Genomic DNA, 23361 nt, shown 5'->3' on the forward strand with positions numbered 1-23361 from the left:
CACGCCATCTTTTATCAGCTAACTCGTTGAAGTATGGTGACGAAGGCGCAAGGCCGGGAGGGGTTATCTAAGCCGACATCCCGCAGCCGCGAAGCGGCGAGGACGTCGGCGTGATAACCCCGCAGGCCTTGCGCCGACGGGAAGGAACCTACTTCACGACCAGGATGTCGCAGTCCGTATTGCGCAGCAGGAACGTCGAAATCGAACCCAGCAGCGCATACTTGATCGAGGACAGGCCGCGGGCGCCGCAGAGCACCAGGTCGGGCTTGACCACGTCGAGCATCTCGTCTTTGAGCGTCTCACGAATACGGCCGGCGCGAATCATGACTTCGACCTCGGGAATGTCGGGATTGGCCTTGGCCTCTTCGAGCTGCTTGGCGATGGAGTTCTTAAATGCCTCCTCTAGGCCGTTGACCAGATCGACCGGATAGGAACCGGCGCTCTCGAGCGCCGTGGAATCGATAACGTGGCCGATGATTAGCTTGGCGCCGTTGTTCGCGGCGACCTTGATGGCGCGTGCGAGCACAAAATCCTGCTGTTCAGTACCGTCGAGTGAAACAAATACCTTGGTGTAGCCCTCGTTCATGGTTTCCTCCTTGGTCTATCGCACGGGCACGGGGCTCGTGCATCGGGCGGGCGCGGGCGCGTTGGCCGCCGGACACTTTATCTTGTTGCAGTTATACCCAAGGATTTGGGTTTGACCGCTCGCAATTCTGTGAACGGGCGAGTTTTTTGGTAAGGGTAGGCGCAGGCGCGCCGCCAACGGTTGATAATGGGACATCGCCCGCACCGTCCGCAGAACAATATCGGCGGGTGTCTAACGAGGGGGTCCCTTTGGATATCATCGAGCTTTTAAAATCTGCCTTCATGGGCCTGGTCGAGGGCATCACCGAATGGCTGCCCGTTTCGTCGACGGGCCACATGATCTTGGTGGACGAGTTCGTCAAGATGAACGTGAGCGAGACGTTCTGGAATATGTTCCTGGTCGTGATTCAGCTCGGCGCCATTCTGGCCGTCTGCGTGCTGTTTTTCCACGAGCTCAACCCGTTCTCGCCCAGCAAGGGCAAGGAGGGCCGTCGCGACACCTGGGTGCTGTGGGGCAAGATTGTGCTCGGTTGCATTCCTGCGGCGGCGATCGGCCTGCCGCTCAACGACTGGATGGAGGAGCATTTCTACAACGCTCCCGTCGTGGCGCTGGCGCTCATTGTGTACGGCGTGCTGTTTATCGTGATCGAGAACTGGCGCGCGAGCAAGCGCGAGGAAATGGCCGTTGCCGGTTCGTTTGGTTCGCGTGCTGTGGTGTCGGGTGGACGTCCCGCCGGTGCGCACTTTGCGGCGCCCGCCGCGGCTACCGCTGAGGATGAGGACGATGACGAGAACCTGGACTTTGGTTCCATCGCCACGCTCGAGGACCTCAGCTGGAAGACTGCGCTGGGTATCGGCTGCTTCCAGGTGCTTTCGCTGGTGCCTGGTACGTCTCGCTCCGGTTCTACCATCATCGGCGGCCTGCTGCTGGGCTGCACGCGCTCGGTGGCGTCTAAGTTCACGTTCTTCCTGGCTATTCCTGTTATGTTTGGCGCAAGTGCGCTCAAGCTGGTCAAGTACTTTATTAAGGGCGGCACGTTCGGCACCAACGAGATCGCCATCTTGGGCGTGGGCTGCATCGTGGCCTTTGTGGTGTCGCTCATTGCCATCAAGTGGCTTATGGGCTTCGTCCGCCGTCACGACTTTAAGTGCTTCGGCGTCTACCGCATCATCCTGGGCATCGTGGTGCTCGCATACTTCTTCGTTCTGGAGCCTATGCTCGGCCTGTAACTTGGTTGACGCTGCGCGGCGGCCAGAGCGACAGCTTGTCATTCAAAGAGGGTGGCATGACCAAAAGGTCTATGCTGCCCTCTTTTTTGGGCGATGGGGTGGGTCCGATGGTGGCGCACGGAGTCGTGGTGTGATTTGCGTCGGTGTCCGCGCGGCTCGGTATACTGGTACGGCTCAAACTATGGCGCTGCCCGCAGGCGCGCCGTCCGTCAGATGAGGAGTCGCCCATGACCCAGCCCTTGCCCTGGGAAAAGAACGCCGCGGTACCCGTGCCGCCCGCGCCGGAACCCGTGCCACTCGATGCATACACCGCCCCCGCTGCGCCGGAGCCCGAGCTCGTTCCGCTCGACATCTACGACGCTCCCGCGCCGGCACCTGCGCCCGCCAAGCCGCTTGTCGACATCGACAGCCTTAATCCCGCCCAGCGCGAGGCGGTCTTGACCACCGAGGGACCGCTGCTGGTGCTCGCCGGCGCCGGCTCGGGCAAGACCCGCGTCTTGACCTTCCGCATCGCACATATGCTCGGCGACCTGGGTGTTAAGCCTTGGCAGGTTCTTGCCATCACGTTTACCAACAAGGCTGCGGCCGAGATGCGCGAGCGTCTGGCGGCACTCATCCCAAGCGGCACCCGTGGCATGTGGGTGTGCACCTTCCATGCCATGTGCGTGCGCATGCTGCGCGAGGACGCCGACCTGCTGGGCTACACCGGCCAGTTCACCATCTACGATGACGATGACTCAAAGCGCATGGTGCGCGACATTATGCAGGCGCTCGGCATTGAGCAAAAGCAGTTCCCCATCAACATGATCCGCAGCAAGATCAGCTCTGCTAAAAACGCCATGATCGGGCCCGAGGACATGCTCAAGAGCGCCGATAGCCCCAACGACAAAAAGGCCGCGCAAGTCTACCTGGAGCTGGAGCGCCGCCTGCGCGCCGCCAACGCGATGGACTTCGACGACCTGCTCGTGCGCACGCTCGAGCTACTGCGCACCCGCCCCGAGGTGCTCGACAAGTACCAAGAGCGCTTCCGCTACATTAGCGTCGACGAATATCAGGACACCAACCACGTCCAGTACGAAATCGCCAACCTGCTGGCCGCCAAGTACCAAAACCTCATGGTCGTGGGCGACGACGACCAGTCCATTTATAGCTGGCGTGGCGCCGATATCACCAACATCTTGGACTTTGAGCAGGACTTTAAAAACTGCAAGACCGTCAAGTTGGAGCAGAACTATCGCTCCACGGGTCACATCCTGAGCGCCGCCAATGCCGTTGTTCGCCACAACTCGCAGCGCAAGGACAAGCGCCTGTTTACGGCCGAGGGCGATGGCGAGAAGATTCAGGCTTTCCAGGCAAGCGACGAGCGCGACGAAGGTCGCTGGATTGCCGGCGAGATCGAAAAGCTGCATGCCAAGGGTACGAGCTACGACGATATCGCCGTGTTCTACCGCACCAACGCCCAGTCGCGTATCCTCGAAGATATGTTCCTGCGCGCGGGCGTGCCCTACAAGATCGTCGGCGGCACGCGATTCTTCGACCGCGCCGAGATTCGCGACGTCATGGCCTACCTCAAGATGATCGTGAACCCGGCCGACGAGATGAGCGTCAAGCGCGTCATCAACACGCCGCGCCGCGGCATCGGCTCCACCTCGATCCAAAAGATCGAGCAGCTGGCGCGCGACAACCGCTGCTCGTTCTTCCAGGCCTGCGAGATCGCAACAGCCGAGACGGGCATGTTTAGTGCCAAGGTGCGCAACGGCCTGTCGAGTTTTGTGGCGCTGGTGCGCGAGGGCCGCCGCATGGACGGCGAGCTCAAGGACGTCGTCGAGATGATTGTCGATAAGACGGGCCTGCTGCAGGCGTTTCGCGCCGAGGGCACCATGGAGTCCGAGAGCCGCGCCGAGAACATCCAGGAATTCCTGGGCGTCGCCGCCGAATTTGAGGAGACGCACGAGGATATCGAGGGTACGCTCGAGAGTCTAGAAGAGCTGCGCGCGGCCGGTGTTGCCGACGTGCCGTCCGTCGCCGAGTCCGAGTCCGCCGTGGTGAGTGCGCCCGCGTCCGAGCCGGGGCCGTCCGCTCCGGCATCCTCGTTTGAGGCACTTGTCGGCGCTCGTGACGCCGCGGGCTCCAATCCGCTCGATAGCCTAGCCGCCCCGGCGCTCTCGCCGCAGGATGCCCTGGCCGCCGCCATCGCGGGCAACGCGTATGCCGTGCCAACAGAGCTACCGGCGGGCGTCGTGCATGCCGACGAGATCGAGCGCACCTACGGTCCGCTCACCTGTAAGGCACTGCCGGCACTCATGGAGTGGCTGGCCCTGCGCTCCGACTTGGATTCCCTGGCCGGCGAGACGCATGCCATTACCATGATGACCATCCACTCCGCCAAGGGCCTGGAGTTCCCGGCGGTGTTCGTGGCCGGCATGGAGGAGGGTATCTTCCCGCACGTGCACGACTTTGGCGGCAGCGATGACCCGGGCAAGCTCGAGGAGGAGCGTCGCCTGGCCTACGTTGCCATCACGCGTGCCCGTAAGCGCCTGTTCCTGACCTATGCGGCCACGCGTCGCACCTACGGCTCGACCTCTGCCAACCCGCGCTCTCGCTTCCTCAACGAGATTCCGTTTGAGGATATCGAGTTTAGCGGTATCGGTTCTGCCGGTTTTGAGGGCACGGGCTGGGAGAAACGCGGCGACCGTCACGGCACCTTTGGCTCGGGCATGGGCTCGGATATGTATGGCGGCAAGGTGTTTGGCTCGCATACGCGCTCGACCGGCGGTTCCGGTTCGCGCGGCGGATCGAGCTTCGACGATTTCTTTGGCGGCAGCAGCTATGGGACCGAGCGCCATCGTGGGGTCTCGCCCGACGCCGGCCGTGTTGCCTCGACCTTTGGCTCGGGCGCGCCGCGAGCCAAAAAGCCGTCGTCCAAGGTGTCGCCGACGGTGGAGCGCAAGGTCGATCGCGCCAGCGCGTCGCAGGACTTTGCCGCGGGCGATACCGTGAGCCACAAGACCTTTGGCACGGGTACCGTGATCTCGGTCGCCGGAGACATGATCGAGGTGCAGTTCGAAAAAACCGGCCAGACCAAAAAGCTCATGAAGGGCTTCGCACCTATCGTCAAGCTGTCGTAATCCCAGCGGACCTGGGCGGGCGTATAGGGCAACATCGCCTGCTCGGACAGTCCTGCGCAAGACGGAGAGCACATTAAGTGCTCTCCTTTGCGTGCGGAACTCGCGATCGATGTTGCCCTATACGCCCGCCCAGGTCCTTAGATAACGCTGCTTGCGAACGTCGCTCTGCTCGTTCGCTTTTTGGTCTGGAGAGCCGGGTGGGCTGATATATAGATACGAGTAGGGGCTCCTCCGTTGATGAACGGGGGAGCCCCTTGTTTCGTTTTGGTTGTTGTTGCGACCTAGAGGTGGCTGATGATCAGTTCCATCTTGCCTTTGAGGTCAATGGAGCTGACGGTACTGGGTGCCAGCAGGTGACTGCCCTTGTGGACGGGGTCGCCGCAGACGGTGCCTTCGCCGTCGATGACCGACAGGCACATGAAGGGCCAGCGCTGCTCGAGGGTCTTGCTGCCGTCGACGCGCACGCGATCGACGGTGTAGCAGGGGTTGGACTCGAGCTCGGTCACGCCATCGACCTCGGGCGCGGTCACCGTGCCGTCGGTCGGAGCCTGCGCGTTAAAGTCGATGCAATCGAGGCTCTGCTCAATGTGCAGCGGGCGCAGCTTGCCGTCGGTGCCGGGGCGGTCGTAGTCGTACAGGCGATACGTCACGTCGCTCGATTGCTGCGTCTCTAAAATGAGCGTGCCGGTCTTGATGGCGTGCACGGTACCGGAATCAATCTGGAAAAAGTCACCCTTGTGAATCGGCAGCACGTTGAGCATGTCGTCCCAGTGGCCGTCTTCGATCATCTGTGCGGCCTCGGCACGATCCTTGGCGCGCTGCCCGACGATAATCGTGGCGCCGGGCTCGCAGTCCAGCACGTACCAGCACTCGGTCTTGCCCAGGCTACCGTTCTCATGCTCGGCGGCATACTCGTCGTTGGGATGAATCTGGATCGAAAGGTCGTCCTTGGCGTCCAGGATCTTAATGAGCAGCGGGAACTCCTTGCCCTCGCAGTTGCCAAAGAGCTCGCGGTGCTCGGCCCACAGCCACGACAGTGTGTGGCCGGCATACGGGCCCTCCGCGATCTGGCAGTCGCCGTTGGGGTGTGCCGAGATGGCCCAGCACTCACCGATGGGACCCTCGGGAATGTCGTAACCAAATACGGTTTCGAGCTGGCGGCCGCCCCAGATCTTCTCGTGGAAGATCGGCGTCAGTTTAATCAAATCGGACATGTTCATACCCCCATGGTGTTGTGCGGTCGCCCACTCTAAACGAGCCATAACGTGCGCCCGCATGACTACAAAAACCTATGCCAACGTTACGTTGTGCAGCTCAAAGCGGTCGCCGACGTTGCGCGAAATCGAGTACTCAAAGGCGTTGCCGCTATCCAAAAAGCCAATCTGGTTGAGCTCGAGCAGGGGAGCGCCGGGTTCGGTGTCCAGGCGCTCAGCCTCTTCCTCGGTTGCCGCTACGGCGCGGATGGTGCGGTGGAAGCTCGAAATCTTCAGCCCGCATTGCTCGCGGATGAAGCTGTAGACCGATCCATACAGGTCTTTCTTTTTAAGGCCCGGTATCAGCTCGAGAGGCATGTAGGTGTACTCGATGACGATGGGCTTCTCGTTGACCTGGCGCACGCGCACGATGTGATAGGCAAAGTCGTCCTCGGCAATTCCCAGCTGAGTAGCGACGTCCGCCGGTGGATTGACAATCGAGAAATCGTAGACCACCGAGGTCACCTTCTCCCCGCGGTGCTCATACGAAAAACCCTGGGCGCGGTCATTTTTGCCCTGGAAAAATGCCTGGTCGGGGAGACCCGCCGTGTCCTTAACGTAGGTGCCCGACCCGCGCCGGCTGGTGACAAGGCCCTCCTCGGTGATCTGCTCGATAGCTCGTTTGACGGTGATTTTGGAAACGCTATAGAGCTCGCAGAACTCAACGACGGTGGGTAGCTTGTCGCCCGGCTTAAGGGAGCCGTCCTCGATGCTTCGACGGATATCTGCAGCTATCGCCTCGTATTTGGGAATCATGGAACCTCCTTTCCGGCTTGATTGAGTACAGAAGAAAGTATAGTCAACACCTAAGCATCCCTATTGCGTTTTTGAAAAGTTCGAGAAAGGTTTAATTAAAAAACGCTTCTCTTTAAAAACTAGAGCGCTCTAAATGAATATGCATTCGAATAATGTGGTATTGAGCAAATTGATCGACTCGAGGATGGGGTTGAGCCGTTTTACCGCCCAACGAACCAAATACCATGCCCTGCGTTTTCACAGATAAAACCTGCCAAAACAAACCTGTCCCTTTTTGGCAGGTTTTTGCCTTGGGAGCGGTACCATACAGGCAATGTTTAAACGAGAAAGGCGGGCTCCCATGGAACCTAAGCAGTATTACATCGGCATCGACGTCGGCGGCACTTCGGTTAAGGAGGGCCTGTTCGACGAGGATGGTAACCTGCTGGCCAAGGCCAGCGTGCCCACGCCGCCTATCGTTGACGCCGCGGGCTTTGCCGCGGTGACCGAGGCTATCGACCAGGTGGTCGCCAAGGCCCAGATTCCGCGCGCCTTTGTGGCGGGTATTGGCCTGGCCGTTCCGTGCCCCATCCCGGCATCGGGCGATGCCAAGGTCAAGGCCAACATTGCCATTAACCTGCCCGAGCTAAGAGTCGCCATTCAGGAGCACTGCCCCGACGCGGTTGTTAAATACGAGAACGATGCCAACGCCGCTGCCATGGGCGAGGCCTGGCTCGGCTCTGCCAAGGGCGTACAGAACGTGGTGATGGTCACCATTGGTACCGGCGTGGGTGGCGGCGTTATCGTCAACGGCGACGTGGTGTCGGGCGTTGTGGGCGCCGGCGGCGAGATTGGCCACATGTGCCTGAACCCCGAAGAGGAGCGCACCTGCGGCTGCGGCGGACATGGCCACCTGGAGCAGTATTCCAGCGCCACCGGCGTGGTGAGCAACTACCTTGCCGAGTGCAAAAAGGCCGGCGTCGAGCCCATCGAGCTCACTGGGCCTTCTGATTCCAAGGACGTGTTCCAGGCCTGCCGCGAGGGCGACAAGCTCGCGCTGGCCGCGGCCGATACCATGGCCGACTATCTCGGCCGCGCACTGGCGCTTATCGCCAACGTGGTTGATCCCGAGATGTTCCTCATCGGCGGCGGCGCCTCCGCCTCGGCCGATGTCTACCTCGACAAGGTCCGCGAGCACTTTAAGCAGTACGCGCTTTCCGCCTCGCGCGAGACGCCCATTAAGGTCGCTTCGCTCGAAAACGACGCCGGCATCATCGGTGCCGCCTACGTAGCCCTGCGCGCCGCCGGCAAATAGTTGGTGCAAGGGGGACAGGTTACTTTGCACCAACATGGTGCAAAAGGGACAGCCTTGGCCCCCGTGCCTGCGCCCCAAAATATGCCGTGGCCCTTCCGTCTGCGAAGGCTCGGCATCGGCGTGCTACCATAGCTACGTCCAAGTACACATATCAAGTGGAGGATATCCATGGCAAACGTTCTTGTCTTTGGTCACCAGAACCCCGATAACGACGCCATCATGAGCGCCGTCGTCCTGTCCCAGCTGCTCAACCAGGTTGAGTATGCCGGCAACACCTACGAGGCCTGCGCGCTGGGCCAGCTTCCGGCCGAGTCCGCCAAGCTGCTCGCCGACGCCGGCATTGCCGAGCCCCGCGTGATCGAGTCCGTCGAGGCCGGTCAGCTCGTCGTCCTCACCGACCACAACGAGTCCGCCCAGTCCGTCGCCGGCCTTAAGGACGCCACGGTCTTTGGCGTTGTCGACCATCACCGCATCGGCGACTTCGAGACTGCCGGTCCGCTGCACTACATCTGCCTGCCCTGGGGCTCCAGCTGCACCATCGTCACCAAGCTCGCCGGCGTGCTCGGCGTTGAGCTTTCCGACGTTCAGGCCAAGCTGCTGCTCTCGGCCATGATGACCGATACGCTCATGCTCAAGAGCCCCACCACCACCGATGTCGACCGCGCCGTCGCCGCCAAGCTCGGCGAGCAGGTGAGCGTCGACCCGGTCAAGTTTGGCATGGAGGTCTTCCTCACCCGCCCGTCCGGCTCCTTCACTGCAGCCGAGATGGTCGGCAACGACATCAAGATGTTCGAGCCCGCTGGCAAGAAGCTGCTCATCGGCCAGTACGAGACTGTCGACAAGAGCCGTGCGCTTGGCATGATTGACGAGATCCGCGAGGCCATGCGCGCCTATGCCGCCGAGAAGGGTGCCGACGGCATCGTCCTGTGCATCACCGACATCATGGAGGAGGGCTCGCAGGTCCTGCTCGAGGGTGAGACCGAGGCCGCTCAGAAGGGCCTGGGCATCGCTGACGAGCACGACGGCGTCTGGATGCCGGGCGTCCTTTCCCGCAAGAAGCAGGTCGCTGCTCCCATCATGGCCGCCTGCTAGGTTTTGTTGACCTAACACCGACGACCGGACCGCGGACGCCCCGCGCTCCGGTCGTTTTTTGTGCGCGGGACCGCGTCCCCTATTGGACAGGGGCGCTCGCACCGTTGAGCAAATAATGTTCAACCTGTGGTTCCGCTTTTCGGCCGCGCTTGCGCGTTTGTCGCGCAGGGTAGGCTAGATGCAAGCGTAATACGTTGGAGCGCGGCGCCGCCATTTGGGCGGGCCGTGCTTTTTTAAGACGGGAACCTTCCCGCGAAAGGAGCCGCCCATGGCAGCAACCGAGCAGCTGTTCAACACCCGTGAGCGCAAGCGTTTTGAGCGCCACGACATTTGGGAGCGCATTGCCGAGAACGGCACGATTTCCGCCGCCGTCATGGTGATCGCCGCCATCGCCGCCGTCATCTGTGCCAACACCGATGCCTACGAGGCCATTCATCACTTTTTGGAGACCCCGCTGTATGTGGGTCTGGGCAACCTTACGGCCGGTCTCACCGTTGAGCTTTTCGTCAACGACTTCCTCATGGCGATCTTCTTTTTGCTCGTGGGCATTGAGCTTAAGTACGAGATGACGGTCGGCGAGCTCAAGAATCCGCGTCAGGCCATGCTTCCCATGCTGGCGGCCGTGGGCGGCGTCGTTGTTCCCGCCTGCATCTACCTGATCTTTAACCATGCCGGCGCCCGCAACGGTTGGGCTATCCCCATGGCAACCGATATTGCCTTTGCGCTGGGCGTGCTGTCGCTTTTGGGCAACTGCGTGCCCAACGGCGTGCGCGTGTTCTTCTCGACGCTCGCCATCGCCGACGACCTCATCTCCATCGCCGCCATCGCCATCTTCTACGGTCAGAGCCCCAATCCGTTTTGGTTGGGCGCCGCCGCGCTTGTGACCTGCGCGCTCGTGTGGCTCAACAAGACGCAGCATTACCGCCTTGCCCCGTATTCGGTACTGGGTCTGCTGTTGTGGTTCTGCATGTTCAAGAGCGGCGTACATGCCACACTTGCCGGCGTCATCCTGGCCTTTACCATCCCGGCCAAGTGCGGCGTCAAACTCGATAGCCTCACCGATTGGTTGGGCGAGTGCCTGCCGTTGCTCGATGACCGCTACGACGACGAGGCGCACATCCTGGGCCAGCATGACTTTACCGTCTCGACCACCAAGGTTGAGCGCGTCATGCACCGCGTGACCCCGCCGCTCATCCGCATGGAGCGTCTGATCTCCACGCCGGTCAACTTTGTGATCCTGCCGATCTTTGCGTTCGTAAACGCGCAGGTTCGCCTGGTGGGCGTGGACATGAGCACGCTGCTCACCGACCCGGTGACGCTCGGCGTGTACTTTGGCATGCTGCTGGGCAAGCCGATCGGCATCTTTGGCATGACGTTTGCCCTGGTTAAACTCAAGATTTCCGAGCTGCCGCACAATGTCAACTGGCACATGATTGCCGGCGTGGGCATTCTGGGCGGTATCGGCTTTACCATGTCGATCCTCATTAGCGGCCTTGCCTTCCCGACGGCCCAGTTTGAGGTTCTGGCCGCAAAGGCCGCCATTCTTGCCGGATCCGTTACCGCCGCGGTGCTGGGCATGATCTACATGAGTGTGGTCTGCAAGCACCCCGCGTCCAAGGACGAGTAAGGGCACATGCAAGTTTGAAAACGCCGCCTGTGAACACCATCACAGGCGGCGTTTTAGTCATTGGGGACGTTCTTAAATGACTAGGTTTATTCCACCGTTCCGTAGACGGCGCCCCAGCCGTGGGCGGCCAAGGCGGAGTTGAGCTGGTCGCAAAGTGACTGGCGATCGTAATAGCCGGGCGGCAGCAGGTTGACGATTTCCATGAGATCGGGCGCCAGGTCCAAGATTTCGGCCTGTACGATCAAATCGAGGCGGTCGATGGCGTGGCGGTCGTAAAACAGTCCGTCGACCAGGCGCTGCAGGTCGCCGAATTCCTCGGCCTGAAACGATCCGTACTCCATAGTGCCTCCTTGGGCGCCCCACGCCGGCATGCGCGGCGATTCGTAATTCATTGCGATGAACTTAATCTATCACGGCTTCATAACGTTGCGGCGGTGGCGGTCTATACTTAGACAAACTGCAACGTACCGCTTCGCGAAAGGTCGCACCCATGCAGACGATCTACCAGAAGATGGAAACCACCGAACTCGATGCCGCCATCGAGGCGCTCAAAGCCGAGGTCGCCGAGGTCAAGGCCAAGGGCCTGGCGCTTGACATGGCCCGCGGCAAGCCGTCGCCCGCCCAGGTGGACATCTCGCGCCCCATGCTCGATATCCTCAATGCCGACGCCGATCTGCACGACGGCAACGTCGATTGTTCCAACTACGGCTGCTTTGAGGGCATTCCCTCGGCACGCAAGCTGGCGGGGGAGTTTCTGGGCTGCCCCGCCGAGCAGACGCTTGTGCTGGGTTCGTCGAGCCTTTTGATCGAGCATGACATCGCCGGCATGTTCTGGCGCTGTGGCTCGTGCGGCAGCGAGCCCTGGGACGCCTACGAGGCCGCGCACGACGGCAAGAAGGTCAAGTTCCTGTGCCCCGTTCCCGGCTACGATCGCCACTTTGGCATCACCGCCGACTTGGGTATCGAGAACGTCCCCGTCGCGATGACCGACAACGGCCCCGACATGGACGAGGTCGAGCGCCTCGTTGCCGCCGACGATTCCATCAAGGGTATCTGGTGCGTGCCCAAGTATTCCAACCCCACGGGCATCACCTTTAGCGAGGACACCGTGCGCCGCCTGGTTGAGATGCCCACGGCCGCGCCCGATTTCCGCATCTTCTGGGACAACGCCTACTGCGTGCACGACCTGTACGACGAGACCGACGAGCTCGCAAACATTTTTGACCTCGCTCGCGCGGCGGGCACCGAGGATCGCGTGGTGGCCTTTGCCTCGACGTCCAAGATCACCTTCCCGGGCGCCGGCATCGGCTTTATCGGTGCGAGCCCCGCGGTTATCGCCGAGTTCTCCAAGCGCCTGAAGGCCGGCCTGATCAGCGCCGACAAGCTCAACCAGCTGCGTCACGTGCGCTTCCTTCCCACCATCGAGGCGGTCAAGGAGCACATGAAAAAGCACGCCGAGTTCCTGCGTCCGCGCTTTGAGGCCGTCGAGCGCAAACTCACCGAGGGCTTGGGCGACACGGGTTGCGCCACCTGGACGCATCCCCGCGGCGGCTACTTTGTGAGCTTCGATGGCCCCGAGGGCTCGGCCCAGAAGGTCGCCGCGCTTTGCGCCGACTTGGGCGTCAAGCTCACACCGGCCGGTGCTACCTGGCCCTATGGCAAGGACCCGCGCGACACCAACATCCGCATCGCGCCGAGCTATCCCACGGTCGAGGACCTGGAGGCTGCGCTCGATGTGCTGGTGCTGGCCGTTAAGCTTGTCGCTGCCGAGCTTGCGCGTGCCGAGCGCGCCTAACGCGCGGCTTCCCGTACTATCCGCACTTTCGATACGTAAAGGAGCGTATACATGGATTTGGGTATTTCCACCAACCCCACGCCAGAGCTCTACACCATTAAGGTCACCGGCGAGATTGATATTTCTAACGCCGATAGCCTGCGCAATGCCATCGACCTGGCGCTCGAGCAGCCCACTGAGGCCGTTGAGCTCGATTTTGCCCAGGTGAGCTACATCGATTCGACGGGCATTGGCGTGCTCGTGGGCGCCGCGCACCACGCGGTCGACCACGGTAAGCGCTTTAGCTGCACCAATGTGCAGCCTCCGGTGATGCGCGTGGTTCAGCTGTTGGGTGTCGACCAGGAGATTTCGATCACCGCTGCATAATCTTGGCCCCCAAAAGGGCGTGCCGTTTGGCATATGTTTGTGATGCGCTCGGACGTTTTGGCGTCCGGGCGCTATACTTGACCGAATGAATAGACGAGTTCCGGCCGAATGGCGCGGTGCGGGCTCGACTCACATCGAGCCTTGGAGGTATGTGTGTTTGGTATTGGAGAGGGTGAGCTCGCGATCATCGTGGTCTTCGGCTTTTTGCTGTTTGGCCCGGATAAGCTCCCGCAGATGGGCCGCACGATCGGCCGTGCCATCCGTCAGTTCCGCGAGACGCAGGAAAAGATGACGGCCGTTGTTCAGTCCGAGATTATCGATCCGGTAAGCGAGGCCGCGTCGGCGCCGGTCAAGCCCAAGAAGGCCGCTGCGACCGACGACGATTCCGATGCGGACGAGGAAGCCGCCGAGACGGCTGCGCCAGCAAAGAAGGAGACCTTCGCCGAGCGCCGTGCCCGCCTTGCTGCCGAGAAGGCTGCAAGCGAGGGTGCTGCTGAGGGCGAGGGTGCTGCTGAGGAGTCCGAGGCCGAGAGCGCCGAGCCTGCCGCTGCCGCCAAGCCTGTCGTCGAGCCCGAGCCTGCTGCAGAGCCGGAGCCCGAGCCCGAGCCGGCAGAGCCCACGACGGCTGACCTCTACGCCCGTCGTCCCCGCAAGCGCAAGGCCGTCGTCGACCAGCTCGCTCGCGAGCTCGAGGCCGAGGACGACGCCGTTGCCGCCGACGCCCCGAAGGGAGGCGATGAGTAATGCCTATCGGACCTGCGCGCATGCCGCTCTTCGATCACCTGGGCGAGCTCCGTCGCCGCCTGACCATCGTGGTCGTGTCGGTGTTTGCCGCCGCCATCGTGCTGTATTTCGCCACGCCCGTGGTGCTCGACATCCTGGAAGACCCCATCCGCTCCTTTGTGCCGGACGGTAAGTTCTACATCACCACCACGCTCGGCGGCTTTGGACTGCGCTTCTCGCTGGCCATCAAGATGGCCGTGGTCATGTGCACGCCCATGATCATCTGGCAGATTCTGGCATTTTTCCTGCCGGCACTGCGTCCCAACGAGCGCAAATGGGTCGTGCCCACGGTGCTCGCCTCGACGGTGCTGTTCTTCCTGGGTGCCATCTTCTGCTACTTCATCATTATCCCGGCAGGCTTTGAGTGGCTCATCGGCGAGACCTCGGCCGTCGCCACGGCGCTGCCCGATCTGGAGAACTACGTCAACATGGAGCTGCTCTTTATGATCGGCTTTGGTGTGGCGTTTGAGCTGCCGCTCATCATCTTCTACCTGTCCGTCTTCCACATCGTGTCCTACGCTGCTTTCCGCAGTGCCTGGCGTTATGTATACGTTGGCCTGCTTGTGGGCTCGGCTGTGATTACGCCCGACGGCTCGCCCGTTACGCTGGGTCTCATGTATGGCGCCCTGCTCTCGCTCTACGAGATTTCGCTCGCCATCGCTCGCGTGGTCATTACCGCGCGCGAGGGCAAGGAGGGCCTGTTCGTGAGCCGTCTGGACCTGTTCTCGGACGACGAGGACGACGAGGAGTAAATCGGTATGCACGAGGTTGGCATTGTCAACGGCATACTCGATACAGTGATTCGCGCGGCGCGTGGGGCGGGGGCCTCGCGCGCCGTTTTGGTAACGCTGCGTATCGGGGATATGACCGAAGTTGTGCGCGAGGCGCTCGACTTTGCGTGGGAGACGTTTCGCGACGAGGATCCGCTCACGCGCGGCTGCGAGCTTGCCGTGGAGGAGGTCCATCCACAAAGCGAGTGTCTGGACTGCGGCGAGGTTTTCGACCACGATCGCTTCCACTGTCGCTGTCCCCAGTGTGGTGGTGCCAACGTGCGCCTACTGCACGGCCGCGAGCTCGATATCGCAAGTATCGAAATCGAAACCCCCGACGATTAGCCCGCTAGCCATCTGGTGATGGGGTATAAAGGGGCCAAAGTAAGGAGCGCTAAGTATGGCCGAGAAAACGATTGATATTGCATCGCCGATTCTGTCGCGCAACGAGCGCCTGGCAGATCAGCTGCGTCAGCGATTTGAGCAGACGAACACCTACGTGATCAACGTGCTGTCGAGCCCCGGCTCGGGTAAGACCACTACGATTCTGGGCACCAACGAGCGCCTGCGTGACAAAGCCGGCCTGCGTTGCGCCGTCATCGAGGGCGATATCGCCTCGGATGTCGACGCCATCACCATGAAGGAAGCCGGCATGTCCGCCATCCAGATCAACACGGGCGGCCTGTGCCACCTCGAGGGCAACATGATCATGGAGGCCGTCGACGCCTTCGACCAGGCCGTCGGTCTGGAGAACATCGACGTCATCTTTATCGAAAACGTGGGTAACCTGGTCTGCCCGGTCGACTTTGACCTGGGCGAGAACCTGTCCATCATGATTCTCTCGGTGCCCGAGGGCGACGACAAGCCCATCAAGTACCCGGGCATCTTCCAGCACGCCGGCGCGCAGCTGCTCAACAAGGTCGACGTGGCTCCGGCTTTCGATTTTGACATGGATAGGTATACTAAGACACTCGATGACCTCAATCCGCAGGCGCCGCGGTTTGCCGTGAGCGCGCGCAAGGGCGAGGGCATGGATGCCTGGTGCGATTGGCTCATCGGGCAGATTGAGCAAGCAAGGGCGTAAGTCGGCCGCCATACGGGCGGGCGTAGCCGCAGAGATACGAGATAGGAGCCTCTTTTGAAGCTCATCATCGCCGAGAAAAACGACGCCGCGCGTCAGATTGCCGAGCGTCTGTCCACGGGCAAGCCCAAAAAGGACAAGGTGTACAACACCGCCATCTACCGTTTTGAGTGGAAGGGCGAGGAGTGCGTGACGATCGGCCTTGCCGGTCACATCCTTGCGCCCGATTTTTGCGACAGCGTGCTGTTCGATAAAAAGCTGGGCTGGTATTCGGTCACCGAGGACGGCGAGATGCTGCCGGCCGATATGCCCGATGGCTTGGCCCGCCCGCCGTACGACACCAAGCGCAAGCCGTTTCTTGCCGACGGCATCTCCATCAAGGGCTGGAAGCTCGAGAGTCTGCCCTATCTCACCTGGGCACCCGTCATTAAGCTGCCGGCCGAGAAGGAACTCATCCGCTCGCTCAAGAACCTCGCCAAAAAGTCCGACAGTGTCATCATCGCCACGGACTTCGATCGCGAGGGCGAGCTGATCGGTTCGGACGCCCTCAACAAGGTGCGCGAGGTGGCGCCCGACTTGCCGGTCGCCCGCGCCCAGTATTCTTCGTTTACCAAGGCCGAGATCACGCAGGCCTTCGATAACCTTGTCTCGCTCGACCAGAACCTGGCCGACGCCGGCGAGAGCCGTCAGCACATCGACCTCATTTGGGGTGCAGTGCTCACGCGCTACCTGACGCTCGCCAAGTTTGGCGGCTTTGGCAACGTGCGTTCCGCCGGCCGCGTGCAGACGCCGACGCTTGCCCTGGTGGTCGAGCGCGAGCGCGAGCGCATGGCGTTTGTGCCCGAGGACTATTGGCAGATTCGCGGCATGGGCGCCGCGCAAGGCGCTGCCGAGGACGATCGCTTTAAGATCGCGCACAAGACGGCGCGCTTTACCGACAAGGATGCTGCTGAGACGGCGTACGGTCACGTTGACGGCGCTACGACGGCAACCGTCGCCGCGGTGACCAAGCGCTCGCGTAAGCAGCAGCCGCCCACGCCGTTTGCGACGACCTCGCTGCAGGCTGCCGCCGCGGCCGAGGGCATCTCACCTGCGCGTACCATGCGCATCGCCGAGTCCCTCTACATGGCCGGTCTCATCAGCTACCCGCGTGTCGACAACACCGTGTATCCCGCGACGCTCGATCTGGGCGCCGTGGTGAGCGACCTGGCAAAGATCAACCCGGCGCTGGCGCCCGTGTGCAAAAAGGTGCTCGCCGGCCCCATGAAGCCCACGCGCGGCAAGGTCGAGACCACCGACCACCCGCCTATCTACCCCACGGGCGAGGGCGATCCGTCCACGCTCGACGGCGGCCAGCGCAAACTCTATGACCTCATCGCCCGTCGCTTCCTGGCAACGCTCATGGGGCCCGCGACCATCGAGAACACCAAGCTCGAGCTCGATGTGAACGGTGAGCCGTTCGTGGCTTCGGGCGACGTGCTCGTGACCCCGGGCTTCCGCGAGGCATATCCGTACGGTCTCAAGCGCGACGAGCAGATGCCGCCGCTTGAGCAGGGCGACACGGTCGACGTGTTCGACATTAAGCTCGAGGCCAAGCAGACCGAGCCGCCCGCGCGCTACAGCCAGGGCAAGCTCGTGCAGGAGATGGAAAAGCGCGGCCTGGGCACCAAGTCCACGCGCGCGAGTATCATCGAGCGCCTGTATGCCGTGCGCTATCTCAAAAATGATCCCGTTGAGCCGAGCCAGCTGGGCATCGCCATCATCGACGCGCTGTCGCAGTTTGCCCCGCGCATCACGAGCCCCGATATGACCAGCGAGCTCGACGGCGACATGACCCGCGTGGAGCGCGGCGAGGACACCGAAGAGCATGTCGTGACGCACTCGCGCGCGCTGCTGGCCGGCGTGCTCGACGAGCTGCTCAAGCATACGCAGGAGCTGGGCGACGCCATCAGCGACGCCGTCACGGCCGATGCGCGCGTGGGCGCCTGCCCCAAGTGCGGCAAGGACCTGGTTATGAAGACGAGCGCCAAGACCCGCGGCAGCTTTATCGGCTGCATGGGTTGGCCCGACTGCGACGTGACCTATCCGGTGCCGAGCGGCGTCAAGGTGAGCCCGCTCGAGGGCGAGGCCGCCGTGTGCCCCGAGTGCGGCGCGCCGCGCATCAAGTGCCAGCCATTCCGCCAGAAGGCCTTCGAGATCTGCGTGAACCCCACGTGCCCCACCAACTACGAGCCCGATCTTAAGGTGGGCGAGTGCAAGGTGTGTGCCGAGGCCGGACGTCACGGCGACCTGATCGCGCACAAGAGCGAGAAGAGCGGCAAGCGCTTTATCCGCTGCACCAACTACGATGACTGCGGCGTGAGCTATCCGCTGCCGGCGCGCGGCAAGCTCGAGGCGACGGGCGAGACCTGCCCCGAGTGCGGCGCCCCCATCGTGGTGGTCAACACGGCGCGCGGTCCGTGGCGTATCTGCGTCAACATGGACTGCCCGACCAAGGAGAAGAAGCCCGCCCGCGGTCGCAAGACCACAACCAAGGCGAGCACGGCAAAGAAGACGACGGCGGCCAAGAAGACCACGGCTAAGAAAGCCACTGCCGCCAAGAAGACGACCGCGAAGAAGTCGACTGCCAAGAAAGCAGCCTCCGACAAGTAACGGCGCGGTCGAAACATTGCCTAAAAAACGAGCGAGGACCCCACGATCCTCGCTCGTTTTTTTTGACCGGCAGTTAGGGACGTTCCTTTTCTGCCGGCAGTTTAGGAACGTCTCTAACTGCCGGCTCGGGAACGACAAAGCGCTAGTTCACCTCGACGGGTTTGGCGCCGGGATAGCGCTCCTCAAAGTCTAGGCGGTACTTATTGTCATTGGTACCCGCCACGTTGTCGCGCGACAGCGGCGCCACGATCTCATTCTTGTGGTCCGCAGGCTTGGCGTATTTCAGGCTGATCTCCCAGGCATCACAGATTGCGTCAATGCGGTGATCCAGGTCGTCGTACAGGGCGATGATGTCCTTCCAGGAGCTGTAGTTCTTGGAGCTCGTCGGGACGTCCAGGTCCTCGACGATGTCGTAATACTGCTCGATGGTGTCCTCCGTGCGCTCGGCGACGTCGGCGAGATTTTGACGGGTGGTTCGATCCTCTTCCAGATAGTTGCCGTTGAAGTTCTGCGCGCAGCCACGGACCTGGCTGTCGAGATCTTCGAGCAGGTCGTAGTATTCGCTCAGGCGACGGTAGAGGTTCTGCTCGGAGAGCGTTGCTTCGCCGCCATCCTCGTCGTCATCGTCATCATCGTCGTACAGGCTGTTGGGATCGCCGAGAGGCTTTAGGTCATCGTCGTCGACGTCATGGTGCAGCTTAGCTACCGCGGCAGTCGTCTGCGTGGCGGCGTTGTCGAAAGGCTTGATCACAAAGAAAACGACCAGGGCGATGATGATCGCCACCAGCACAACAATAACGGCGATAAGCGGCCCGGTGCCGCTCTTTTTGGGAGCGGGGGTCTGTGGCGAAGCGGGCGCGTATGCGGGAGCCGGCTGCTGTTGGGGCGAGCCGCTCGCGACGGGTATGCGCTGCGTGGTCTCGACGGCCTCGGTCCTTGCGGCAGGGTCGGGGCTATAGGCGAGGGAGTCATCCGCCTTGGCTTGCGGCGTATCAAGGGAGCCGGTCTGCTCAAAAGCGGGCTGGCTATCGCTTGCGGCTGTTTGCTCAACGGGTGCACCGCATGAGGTGCAGAACTTGGCATCATCTGCAAGAAGCTTGCCGCACGAGGCGCAATACCGAGACATTGCCACTCCTTTCGCCACATTTCAATGCAATACGACGATTATACCCAGCATCCAAAATTCCCCATCATAAGTTGCGGTGAAATAGGGACTGTTTGGCGGTCTCAGAGCTTCAATCAGTCCCTATTTCACCGCAACTTTGGAAAGGCGCCTTTAGCCATTGGGGACGCGCCGAGCACTGGGGTATCATGGCTTGGTTGATATATCTGCATTTACGCGCCTTGTAGGAAGGGGCTGCGCCCATGGCTTTTGAGCCTGCTCAACATAGCTTTATCACGCTCGAGGGCGTCGACGGTGCCGGCAAGTCCACGCAGGCGCGCCTGCTTGCCCGCGCGCTCGAACTCGCTGGCTATCAGGTCGTAACTCTGCGCGAGCCGGGTGGCACTGCCATCAGCGAAAAGATTCGCGCCCTGCTGCTCGACCCCGCCAACACGGCGATGGGCGATACCTGCGAGCTGTTGCTCTACGAGGCTGCGCGTGCCCAGTTGGTGCACGAGGTCATAGCCCCCGCCCTTGCGGCCGGCAAGGTGGTCCTGTGCGATCGCTTCTACGATTCCACGACCTGCTACCAGGCATTTGCCGACGGCCTCGATCGCCAGATGGTGCGCGACGCCAACAACCTGGCCGTCGCGGGAACGCACCCGGCGCTCACACTCGTCTACCACATCACGCCCGAGCAGGCGGCGCTACGCATGGCAGCCCGTGGCGCGGCAGATCGCATGGAGGCTAAGGGCATGGCATTCCAGGAGCGTGTCTACGAGGGGTTTTGCGCAATTGCTGCCGAGGAGCCAGACCGCGTAAAGCTCATCGACGCCACTACGACCGTCGAGGAAGTCTTCGAGAAGACGGTCGAGCAGGTTCGCGCGTACGGTCTCGACATTCCGCAGGAAGCCGTCGCCGCCGCGCTTGCCAAGGAGGCCGAGTAACATGGCCCCCGCTCAGGCAAGCCTGCTGGCCAAGCTCGACACCCAAGAGCGCGTGCGTGACTTTTTGACCAATGCCGTCGCTAGCGGTCGCGCATCGCACGCCTACCTGTTTTTGGGCGCTCCCGGCGCGGGCAAGCTCGACGCCGCGTGGGCGCTCGCCCAAGCCTTCCTGTGCGAGCAGAATGGCTGCGGCTCATGCGATAGCTGCGTGCGCGTCGCCCGCCATACGCACCCCGACGTGCACTATTACACGCCCGAGAGCGCCACGGGTTACCTCATTGCCCAGACCCGCGAGCTGCTCGATGACGTGCCACTGGCGCCCATCCGTGCCAAGGCCAAGGTCTACATCATCGACCGTGCCGAGCAACTGCGTGCCAACACCGCCAACGCACTGCTCAAAACGCTCGAGGAGCCGCCCGAGGGCGTTATGTTTATCTTGCTGGGCACCTCGGCCGACGTGATGCTGCCCACTATCGTGAGTCGTTGCCAGTGTGTGCCGTTTCGGCTGGTATCGCCCGCCGTCGCCGCGCAGGCCGTGAGCCGCGCCACCGGTCAGGACCCTGCGCGTTGCCGCATGGCGGTCGCCGTGGCGGGAAGCCCCACACGCGGCATCGAGTTTCTTAAGAGCGCCGAGCGCCAGGACGCCCGCCGTCAGATGGTCCGTGCCATCGACTCACTCATTGCCGCCGACGAGGCCGACGTGCTCAGTCGCGCCAAGTCGCTCATCGTCGCCGTCAAGGCGCCGCTTGCCGAGGTCAAGTCCACGCAGGAAAAGGTACTCGAGCAAAACGCCGACTACCTGTCGCGTGGAGCATTGAAGCAGCTTGAGGACCGCAACAAGCGCGAACTCAACGCGCGCGAGCGTTCGGGTATCATGGAAGCGCTGGCGAGCGCGCGGACGCTCATGCGCGACGTGCTGCTGACACTTCAGGACGAGGCAGCCGACGTGGTGAACGAGGACGTGCGCGACACGATCGGTCGGCTTGCCGCCGCGACCAATGTTGCGGGTGCCACCCAGGCGCTCGAGGCGGTCGCGACCGCCGAGCGCAACATCGCCAGAAACGTTACTCCCCAGCTGGCCATCGAGGTCATGCTGTTCGATATCAGGAAGGCACTGAAATGCCGTTAGTCGTACCCGTTAAGTTTACCTACGCCTCGCGCGACCTGTGGTTTGACCCGCAGGACCTGGATATCCTCGAGGCAGATTACGCTATTTGCTCCACCGAGCGCGGAACCGAGATCGGCCTGGTCACGGCTGATCCCTTCGAGGTACCGCAAGACGAGATCGGTCAGCCGCTCAAGCCCGTGCTGCGTGTGGCGAGCGACATCGACCTGCAGCTTGCCGACGACCTGGCCATCCAGGGTGACGAGGCCATGGTCGATTTCCGCCGTCTGGTCAAAGAGCTCGACCTCGAGATGAAGCCGGTCGGCGTCGAGTACCTGTTTGGCGGCGAGAAGGCCGTGTTCTACTTTGCCGCCGAGGAGCGCGTCGATTTTCGCCAGCTCGTCAAGGATCTGTCCTCGACGCTGCACATTCGCGTTGACATGCGCCAGATCGGCGTGCGCGACGAGACTCGCCTGGTGGGCGGCTATGCCCAGTGCGGCCAGGAGCTCTGTTGCACGCGCTTTGGCGGACAGTTTGAGCCCGTCTCGATCCGCATGGCAAAAGAGCAGGACCTGCCGCTCAATTCCTCCAAGATCAGCGGCGTTTGCGGCCGCCTGATGTGCTGCCTGCGCTATGAGTTCGAAGCGTACAAGGACTTTAAGAGCCGTGCGCCCAAAAAGAAGACGCTCATCGATACGCCGCTCGGCAAGGCGCGTATTCAGGAATATGACACGCCGCGTGAGCAGCTGGTGCTGCGCCTGGAGAACGGCAAGGTCTTTAAGGTCAACCTGGCCGATATGACCTGCTCGGAGGGCTGCAAAAAGAAGGCCGCCGAGCAGGGCTGCAACTGCCGCCCCGACTGCGTGACGCGCGACGTGCTCGAGCGCATCGAGTCGCCCGAGATGCGCCTGGCACTCATGGAGCTCGACCGCGAGAACGGCGTCGACGTGGGCGATGGCCTGTCGAGCGCCGACCGTCTGGCCGGTACGTCGATGCCCAAGCGCCGTCGTCGCGATGCCGATTCCGATGCTCGCGCCGGTCAGGGGCAGGGCGAGGGCCGTGGCCGCGGAAAGGGCCGTGGCAATGCCGCAACGCCTGAGGCCGAGGAGGCCGCCGGTGGCCGTCGTCGTCGCAAGCGCGCGGGCTCGGGCGATGCTGCCGAGGCTGCAGCCGCGGGCAAGAACGCCTCTCGCGAGCGCGAGGTTCAGCAACCCCAGCAGCAGAATCGCGGCGGTGGCATGAACCCCACACGTCGCCGCCGCCGTCATCTGTCGAGCGAGGAGCGCGAGGACGCCTTCCGCGCCGCAGCTGCTCGCGAGGCTGGTGCCGCTTCCAAGGGCGCCTCGGCCTCCGATGCGTCTGCCGACAAGGGCGGCAAGTCACGTGGCGAGGATGAGCGCGCGCCGCGTCCGCGCCGTCGCCATTCCTTGGGCGCGCAGCAGAAGCCTTCAGTGCCCTCCGTGGCCGATCAGGTCTCGGATGGCGAGGTCAAGGTCACGCGCCGTCGTCCCGGAGATGGCGGGGGAGCGGCTGCTAAGGCTTCGCGTGGCGCCGCTCGCGACGAGCGCGAGCCGCGCGAGGATCGCGGTGGCGAGGGCTCGGCCGACCAGGGCCAAAAGCGCCGTCGCCGTCGCCGTTCCCGCAAGCCGCGCCAGGATGGTGGCGAGGGCTCGACCCCGTCTTCGTCTGCACCACAACCGCCCGCCGGCGAATAACGCCCGCGAGCGGATTTTGCTCGCCTTGCCCCGAGCGCATCGGGGTATCATAGCGCTGAATCAACAACCCTCCCTGCGAC

At 62.4% G+C, this 23361-nt stretch carries 20 protein-coding genes; 15 read left to right on the forward strand and 5 right to left on the reverse strand.

Features of this window, described 5'->3' with window-relative positions; genetic code table 11:
• Nucleotides 1-148: 148 nt before the first annotated feature.
• A complete protein-coding gene (locus tag DW180_RS02010; RefSeq protein WP_006235921.1) occupies nucleotides 149-586 on the reverse strand; it encodes a universal stress protein in 438 nt (145 codons plus the stop codon).
• Between the two features lie 248 nt (nucleotides 587-834).
• Here DW180_RS02010 and DW180_RS02015 point away from each other — a divergent pair, with 248 nt between their 5' ends.
• Both DW180_RS02015 and DW180_RS02020 read left to right on the forward strand, forming a co-directional pair.
• Nucleotides 835-1815, forward strand: coding sequence for an undecaprenyl-diphosphate phosphatase (locus tag DW180_RS02015; RefSeq protein ID WP_118237184.1), 981 nt, complete (start codon nucleotides 835-837; stop codon nucleotides 1813-1815).
• 227 nt (nucleotides 1816-2042) lie between these two features.
• Nucleotides 2043-4943: an ATP-dependent helicase gene (locus tag DW180_RS02020; protein ID WP_118237186.1), complete on the forward strand. Its 2901-nt coding sequence runs from the start codon at nucleotides 2043-2045 to the stop codon at nucleotides 4941-4943.
• Between the two features lie 281 nt (nucleotides 4944-5224).
• Here the strand turns inward: DW180_RS02020 and manA are convergent, their stop codons facing one another.
• Together manA and DW180_RS02030 are read right to left on the reverse strand one after the other, a co-directional pair.
• On the reverse strand, nucleotides 5225-6157 hold the full coding sequence (gene manA, locus DW180_RS02025) for a mannose-6-phosphate isomerase, class I (protein WP_369831514.1): 933 nt from the start codon (nucleotides 6155-6157) through the stop codon (nucleotides 5225-5227).
• Between the two features lie 75 nt (nucleotides 6158-6232).
• A complete protein-coding gene (locus tag DW180_RS02030; RefSeq protein ID WP_117785968.1) occupies nucleotides 6233-6952 on the reverse strand; it encodes a GntR family transcriptional regulator in 720 nt (239 codons plus the stop codon).
• A gap of 340 nt (nucleotides 6953-7292) precedes the next feature.
• Between DW180_RS02030 and DW180_RS02035 the strand changes: the two genes are divergently transcribed.
• From DW180_RS02035 to nhaA, 3 genes are all read left to right on the forward strand, one after another.
• A complete protein-coding gene (locus DW180_RS02035) occupies nucleotides 7293-8246 on the forward strand; it encodes an ROK family protein (protein ID WP_233514534.1) in 954 nt (317 codons plus the stop codon).
• A gap of 168 nt (nucleotides 8247-8414) precedes the next feature.
• Nucleotides 8415-9338, forward strand: coding sequence for a manganese-dependent inorganic pyrophosphatase (locus DW180_RS02040; protein ID WP_118237188.1), 924 nt, complete (start codon nucleotides 8415-8417; stop codon nucleotides 9336-9338).
• 268 nt (nucleotides 9339-9606) lie between these two features.
• Entirely contained in the window at nucleotides 9607-10965 is a 1359-nt protein-coding gene (gene nhaA / locus DW180_RS02045; protein ID WP_118237190.1) for a Na+/H+ antiporter NhaA, read from the forward strand.
• 86 nt (nucleotides 10966-11051) lie between these two features.
• Here nhaA and DW180_RS02050 read toward each other — a convergent pair whose 3' ends face one another.
• Nucleotides 11052-11306 (reverse strand): hypothetical protein, encoded by a 255-nt coding sequence (locus DW180_RS02050; RefSeq protein WP_022093864.1) that lies wholly within the window; start codon nucleotides 11304-11306, stop codon nucleotides 11052-11054.
• 149 nt (nucleotides 11307-11455) lie between these two features.
• Between DW180_RS02050 and DW180_RS02055 the strand changes: the two genes are divergently transcribed.
• From DW180_RS02055 to DW180_RS02085, 7 genes are all read left to right on the forward strand, one after another.
• Nucleotides 11456-12760 carry an aminotransferase class I/II-fold pyridoxal phosphate-dependent enzyme gene (locus tag DW180_RS02055; RefSeq protein WP_118237192.1) on the forward strand — a complete coding sequence of 435 codons (1305 nt, stop codon included), beginning with the start codon at nucleotides 11456-11458 and terminating at the stop codon, nucleotides 12758-12760.
• Between the two features lie 51 nt (nucleotides 12761-12811).
• Nucleotides 12812-13126 carry an STAS domain-containing protein gene (locus DW180_RS02060; RefSeq protein ID WP_035137695.1) on the forward strand — a complete coding sequence of 105 codons (315 nt, stop codon included), beginning with the start codon at nucleotides 12812-12814 and terminating at the stop codon, nucleotides 13124-13126.
• Between the two features lie 153 nt (nucleotides 13127-13279).
• Complete coding sequence (locus tag DW180_RS02065) at nucleotides 13280-13870, forward strand: twin-arginine translocase TatA/TatE family subunit (protein WP_158570915.1); 591 nt, start codon at nucleotides 13280-13282, stop codon at nucleotides 13868-13870.
• Complete coding sequence (gene tatC, locus DW180_RS02070) at nucleotides 13870-14661, forward strand: twin-arginine translocase subunit TatC (RefSeq protein ID WP_055285525.1); 792 nt, start codon at nucleotides 13870-13872, stop codon at nucleotides 14659-14661. Before DW180_RS02065 ends, tatC begins: the two co-directional genes overlap by 1 nt.
• A 6-nt stretch (nucleotides 14662-14667) precedes the next feature.
• Nucleotides 14668-15024, forward strand: a complete 357-nt coding sequence (hypA, locus tag DW180_RS02075; RefSeq protein ID WP_022093859.1) for a hydrogenase maturation nickel metallochaperone HypA — start codon at nucleotides 14668-14670, stop codon at nucleotides 15022-15024.
• Between the two features lie 55 nt (nucleotides 15025-15079).
• Nucleotides 15080-15763: a hydrogenase nickel incorporation protein HypB gene (gene hypB, locus DW180_RS02080; protein WP_117637070.1), complete on the forward strand. Its 684-nt coding sequence runs from the start codon at nucleotides 15080-15082 to the stop codon at nucleotides 15761-15763.
• A gap of 54 nt (nucleotides 15764-15817) precedes the next feature.
• Entirely contained in the window at nucleotides 15818-18412 is a 2595-nt protein-coding gene (locus tag DW180_RS02085) for a DNA topoisomerase I (RefSeq protein WP_117806782.1), read from the forward strand.
• Nucleotides 18413-18554: 142 nt separating this feature from the next.
• Here the strand turns inward: DW180_RS02085 and DW180_RS02090 are convergent, their stop codons facing one another.
• Nucleotides 18555-19538 carry a zinc-ribbon domain-containing protein gene (locus DW180_RS02090; RefSeq protein ID WP_117635606.1) on the reverse strand — a complete coding sequence of 328 codons (984 nt, stop codon included), beginning with the start codon at nucleotides 19536-19538 and terminating at the stop codon, nucleotides 18555-18557.
• 239 nt (nucleotides 19539-19777) lie between these two features.
• On the opposite strand from DW180_RS02090, the gene tmk reads away from it, so the two are divergent.
• Genes tmk through DW180_RS02105 form a run of 3 tightly spaced genes read left to right on the forward strand, consistent with a single transcriptional unit; the run spans nucleotide 19778 to nucleotide 23281 of the window.
• Nucleotides 19778-20461, forward strand: coding sequence for a dTMP kinase (gene tmk / locus DW180_RS02095; RefSeq protein ID WP_117797514.1), 684 nt, complete (start codon nucleotides 19778-19780; stop codon nucleotides 20459-20461).
• Between the two features lies 1 nt (nucleotide 20462).
• Nucleotides 20463-21590, forward strand: coding sequence for an ATP-binding protein (locus DW180_RS02100; RefSeq protein ID WP_117797513.1), 1128 nt, complete (start codon nucleotides 20463-20465; stop codon nucleotides 21588-21590).
• On the forward strand, nucleotides 21581-23281 hold the full coding sequence (locus DW180_RS02105) for a regulatory iron-sulfur-containing complex subunit RicT (protein ID WP_118237196.1): 1701 nt from the start codon (nucleotides 21581-21583) through the stop codon (nucleotides 23279-23281). The genes DW180_RS02100 and DW180_RS02105 overlap by 10 nt, the downstream gene beginning before the upstream one ends.
• The last annotated feature ends 80 nt before the right edge of the window (nucleotides 23282-23361 follow it).

It is taken from the genome of Collinsella sp. AM16-21 (genome assembly GCF_003471905.1).
Lineage (GTDB): Bacteria > Actinomycetota > Coriobacteriia > Coriobacteriales > Coriobacteriaceae > Collinsella.

Excerpts from the sequence above, each read along its gene's own strand:
- DW180_RS02010 (WP_006235921.1), bottom strand. The coding sequence starts at position 586 with ATGAACGAGGGCTACACCAAGGTATTTGTTTCACTCGACGGTACTGAA.
- DW180_RS02020 (WP_118237186.1), top strand. The coding sequence starts at position 2,043 with ATGACCCAGCCCTTGCCCTGGGAAAAGAACGCCGCGGTACCCGTGCCG.
- manA (WP_369831514.1), bottom strand. The coding sequence starts at position 6,157 with ATGTCCGATTTGATTAAACTGACGCCGATCTTCCACGAGAAGATCTGG.
- DW180_RS02030 (WP_117785968.1), bottom strand. The coding sequence starts at position 6,952 with ATGATTCCCAAATACGAGGCGATAGCTGCAGATATCCGTCGAAGCATC.
- DW180_RS02035 (WP_233514534.1), top strand. The coding sequence starts at position 7,293 with ATGGAACCTAAGCAGTATTACATCGGCATCGACGTCGGCGGCACTTCG.
- DW180_RS02040 (WP_118237188.1), top strand. The coding sequence starts at position 8,415 with ATGGCAAACGTTCTTGTCTTTGGTCACCAGAACCCCGATAACGACGCC.
- nhaA (WP_118237190.1), top strand. The coding sequence starts at position 9,607 with ATGGCAGCAACCGAGCAGCTGTTCAACACCCGTGAGCGCAAGCGTTTT.
- DW180_RS02050 (WP_022093864.1), bottom strand. The coding sequence starts at position 11,306 with ATGGAGTACGGATCGTTTCAGGCCGAGGAATTCGGCGACCTGCAGCGC.
- DW180_RS02055 (WP_118237192.1), top strand. The coding sequence starts at position 11,456 with ATGCAGACGATCTACCAGAAGATGGAAACCACCGAACTCGATGCCGCC.
- DW180_RS02060 (WP_035137695.1), top strand. The coding sequence starts at position 12,812 with ATGGATTTGGGTATTTCCACCAACCCCACGCCAGAGCTCTACACCATT.
- tatC (WP_055285525.1), top strand. The coding sequence starts at position 13,870 with ATGCCTATCGGACCTGCGCGCATGCCGCTCTTCGATCACCTGGGCGAG.
- hypA (WP_022093859.1), top strand. The coding sequence starts at position 14,668 with ATGCACGAGGTTGGCATTGTCAACGGCATACTCGATACAGTGATTCGC.
- hypB (WP_117637070.1), top strand. The coding sequence starts at position 15,080 with ATGGCCGAGAAAACGATTGATATTGCATCGCCGATTCTGTCGCGCAAC.
- DW180_RS02090 (WP_117635606.1), bottom strand. The coding sequence starts at position 19,538 with ATGTCTCGGTATTGCGCCTCGTGCGGCAAGCTTCTTGCAGATGATGCC.
- tmk (WP_117797514.1), top strand. The coding sequence starts at position 19,778 with ATGGCTTTTGAGCCTGCTCAACATAGCTTTATCACGCTCGAGGGCGTC.
- DW180_RS02100 (WP_117797513.1), top strand. The coding sequence starts at position 20,463 with ATGGCCCCCGCTCAGGCAAGCCTGCTGGCCAAGCTCGACACCCAAGAG.
- DW180_RS02105 (WP_118237196.1), top strand. The coding sequence starts at position 21,581 with ATGCCGTTAGTCGTACCCGTTAAGTTTACCTACGCCTCGCGCGACCTG.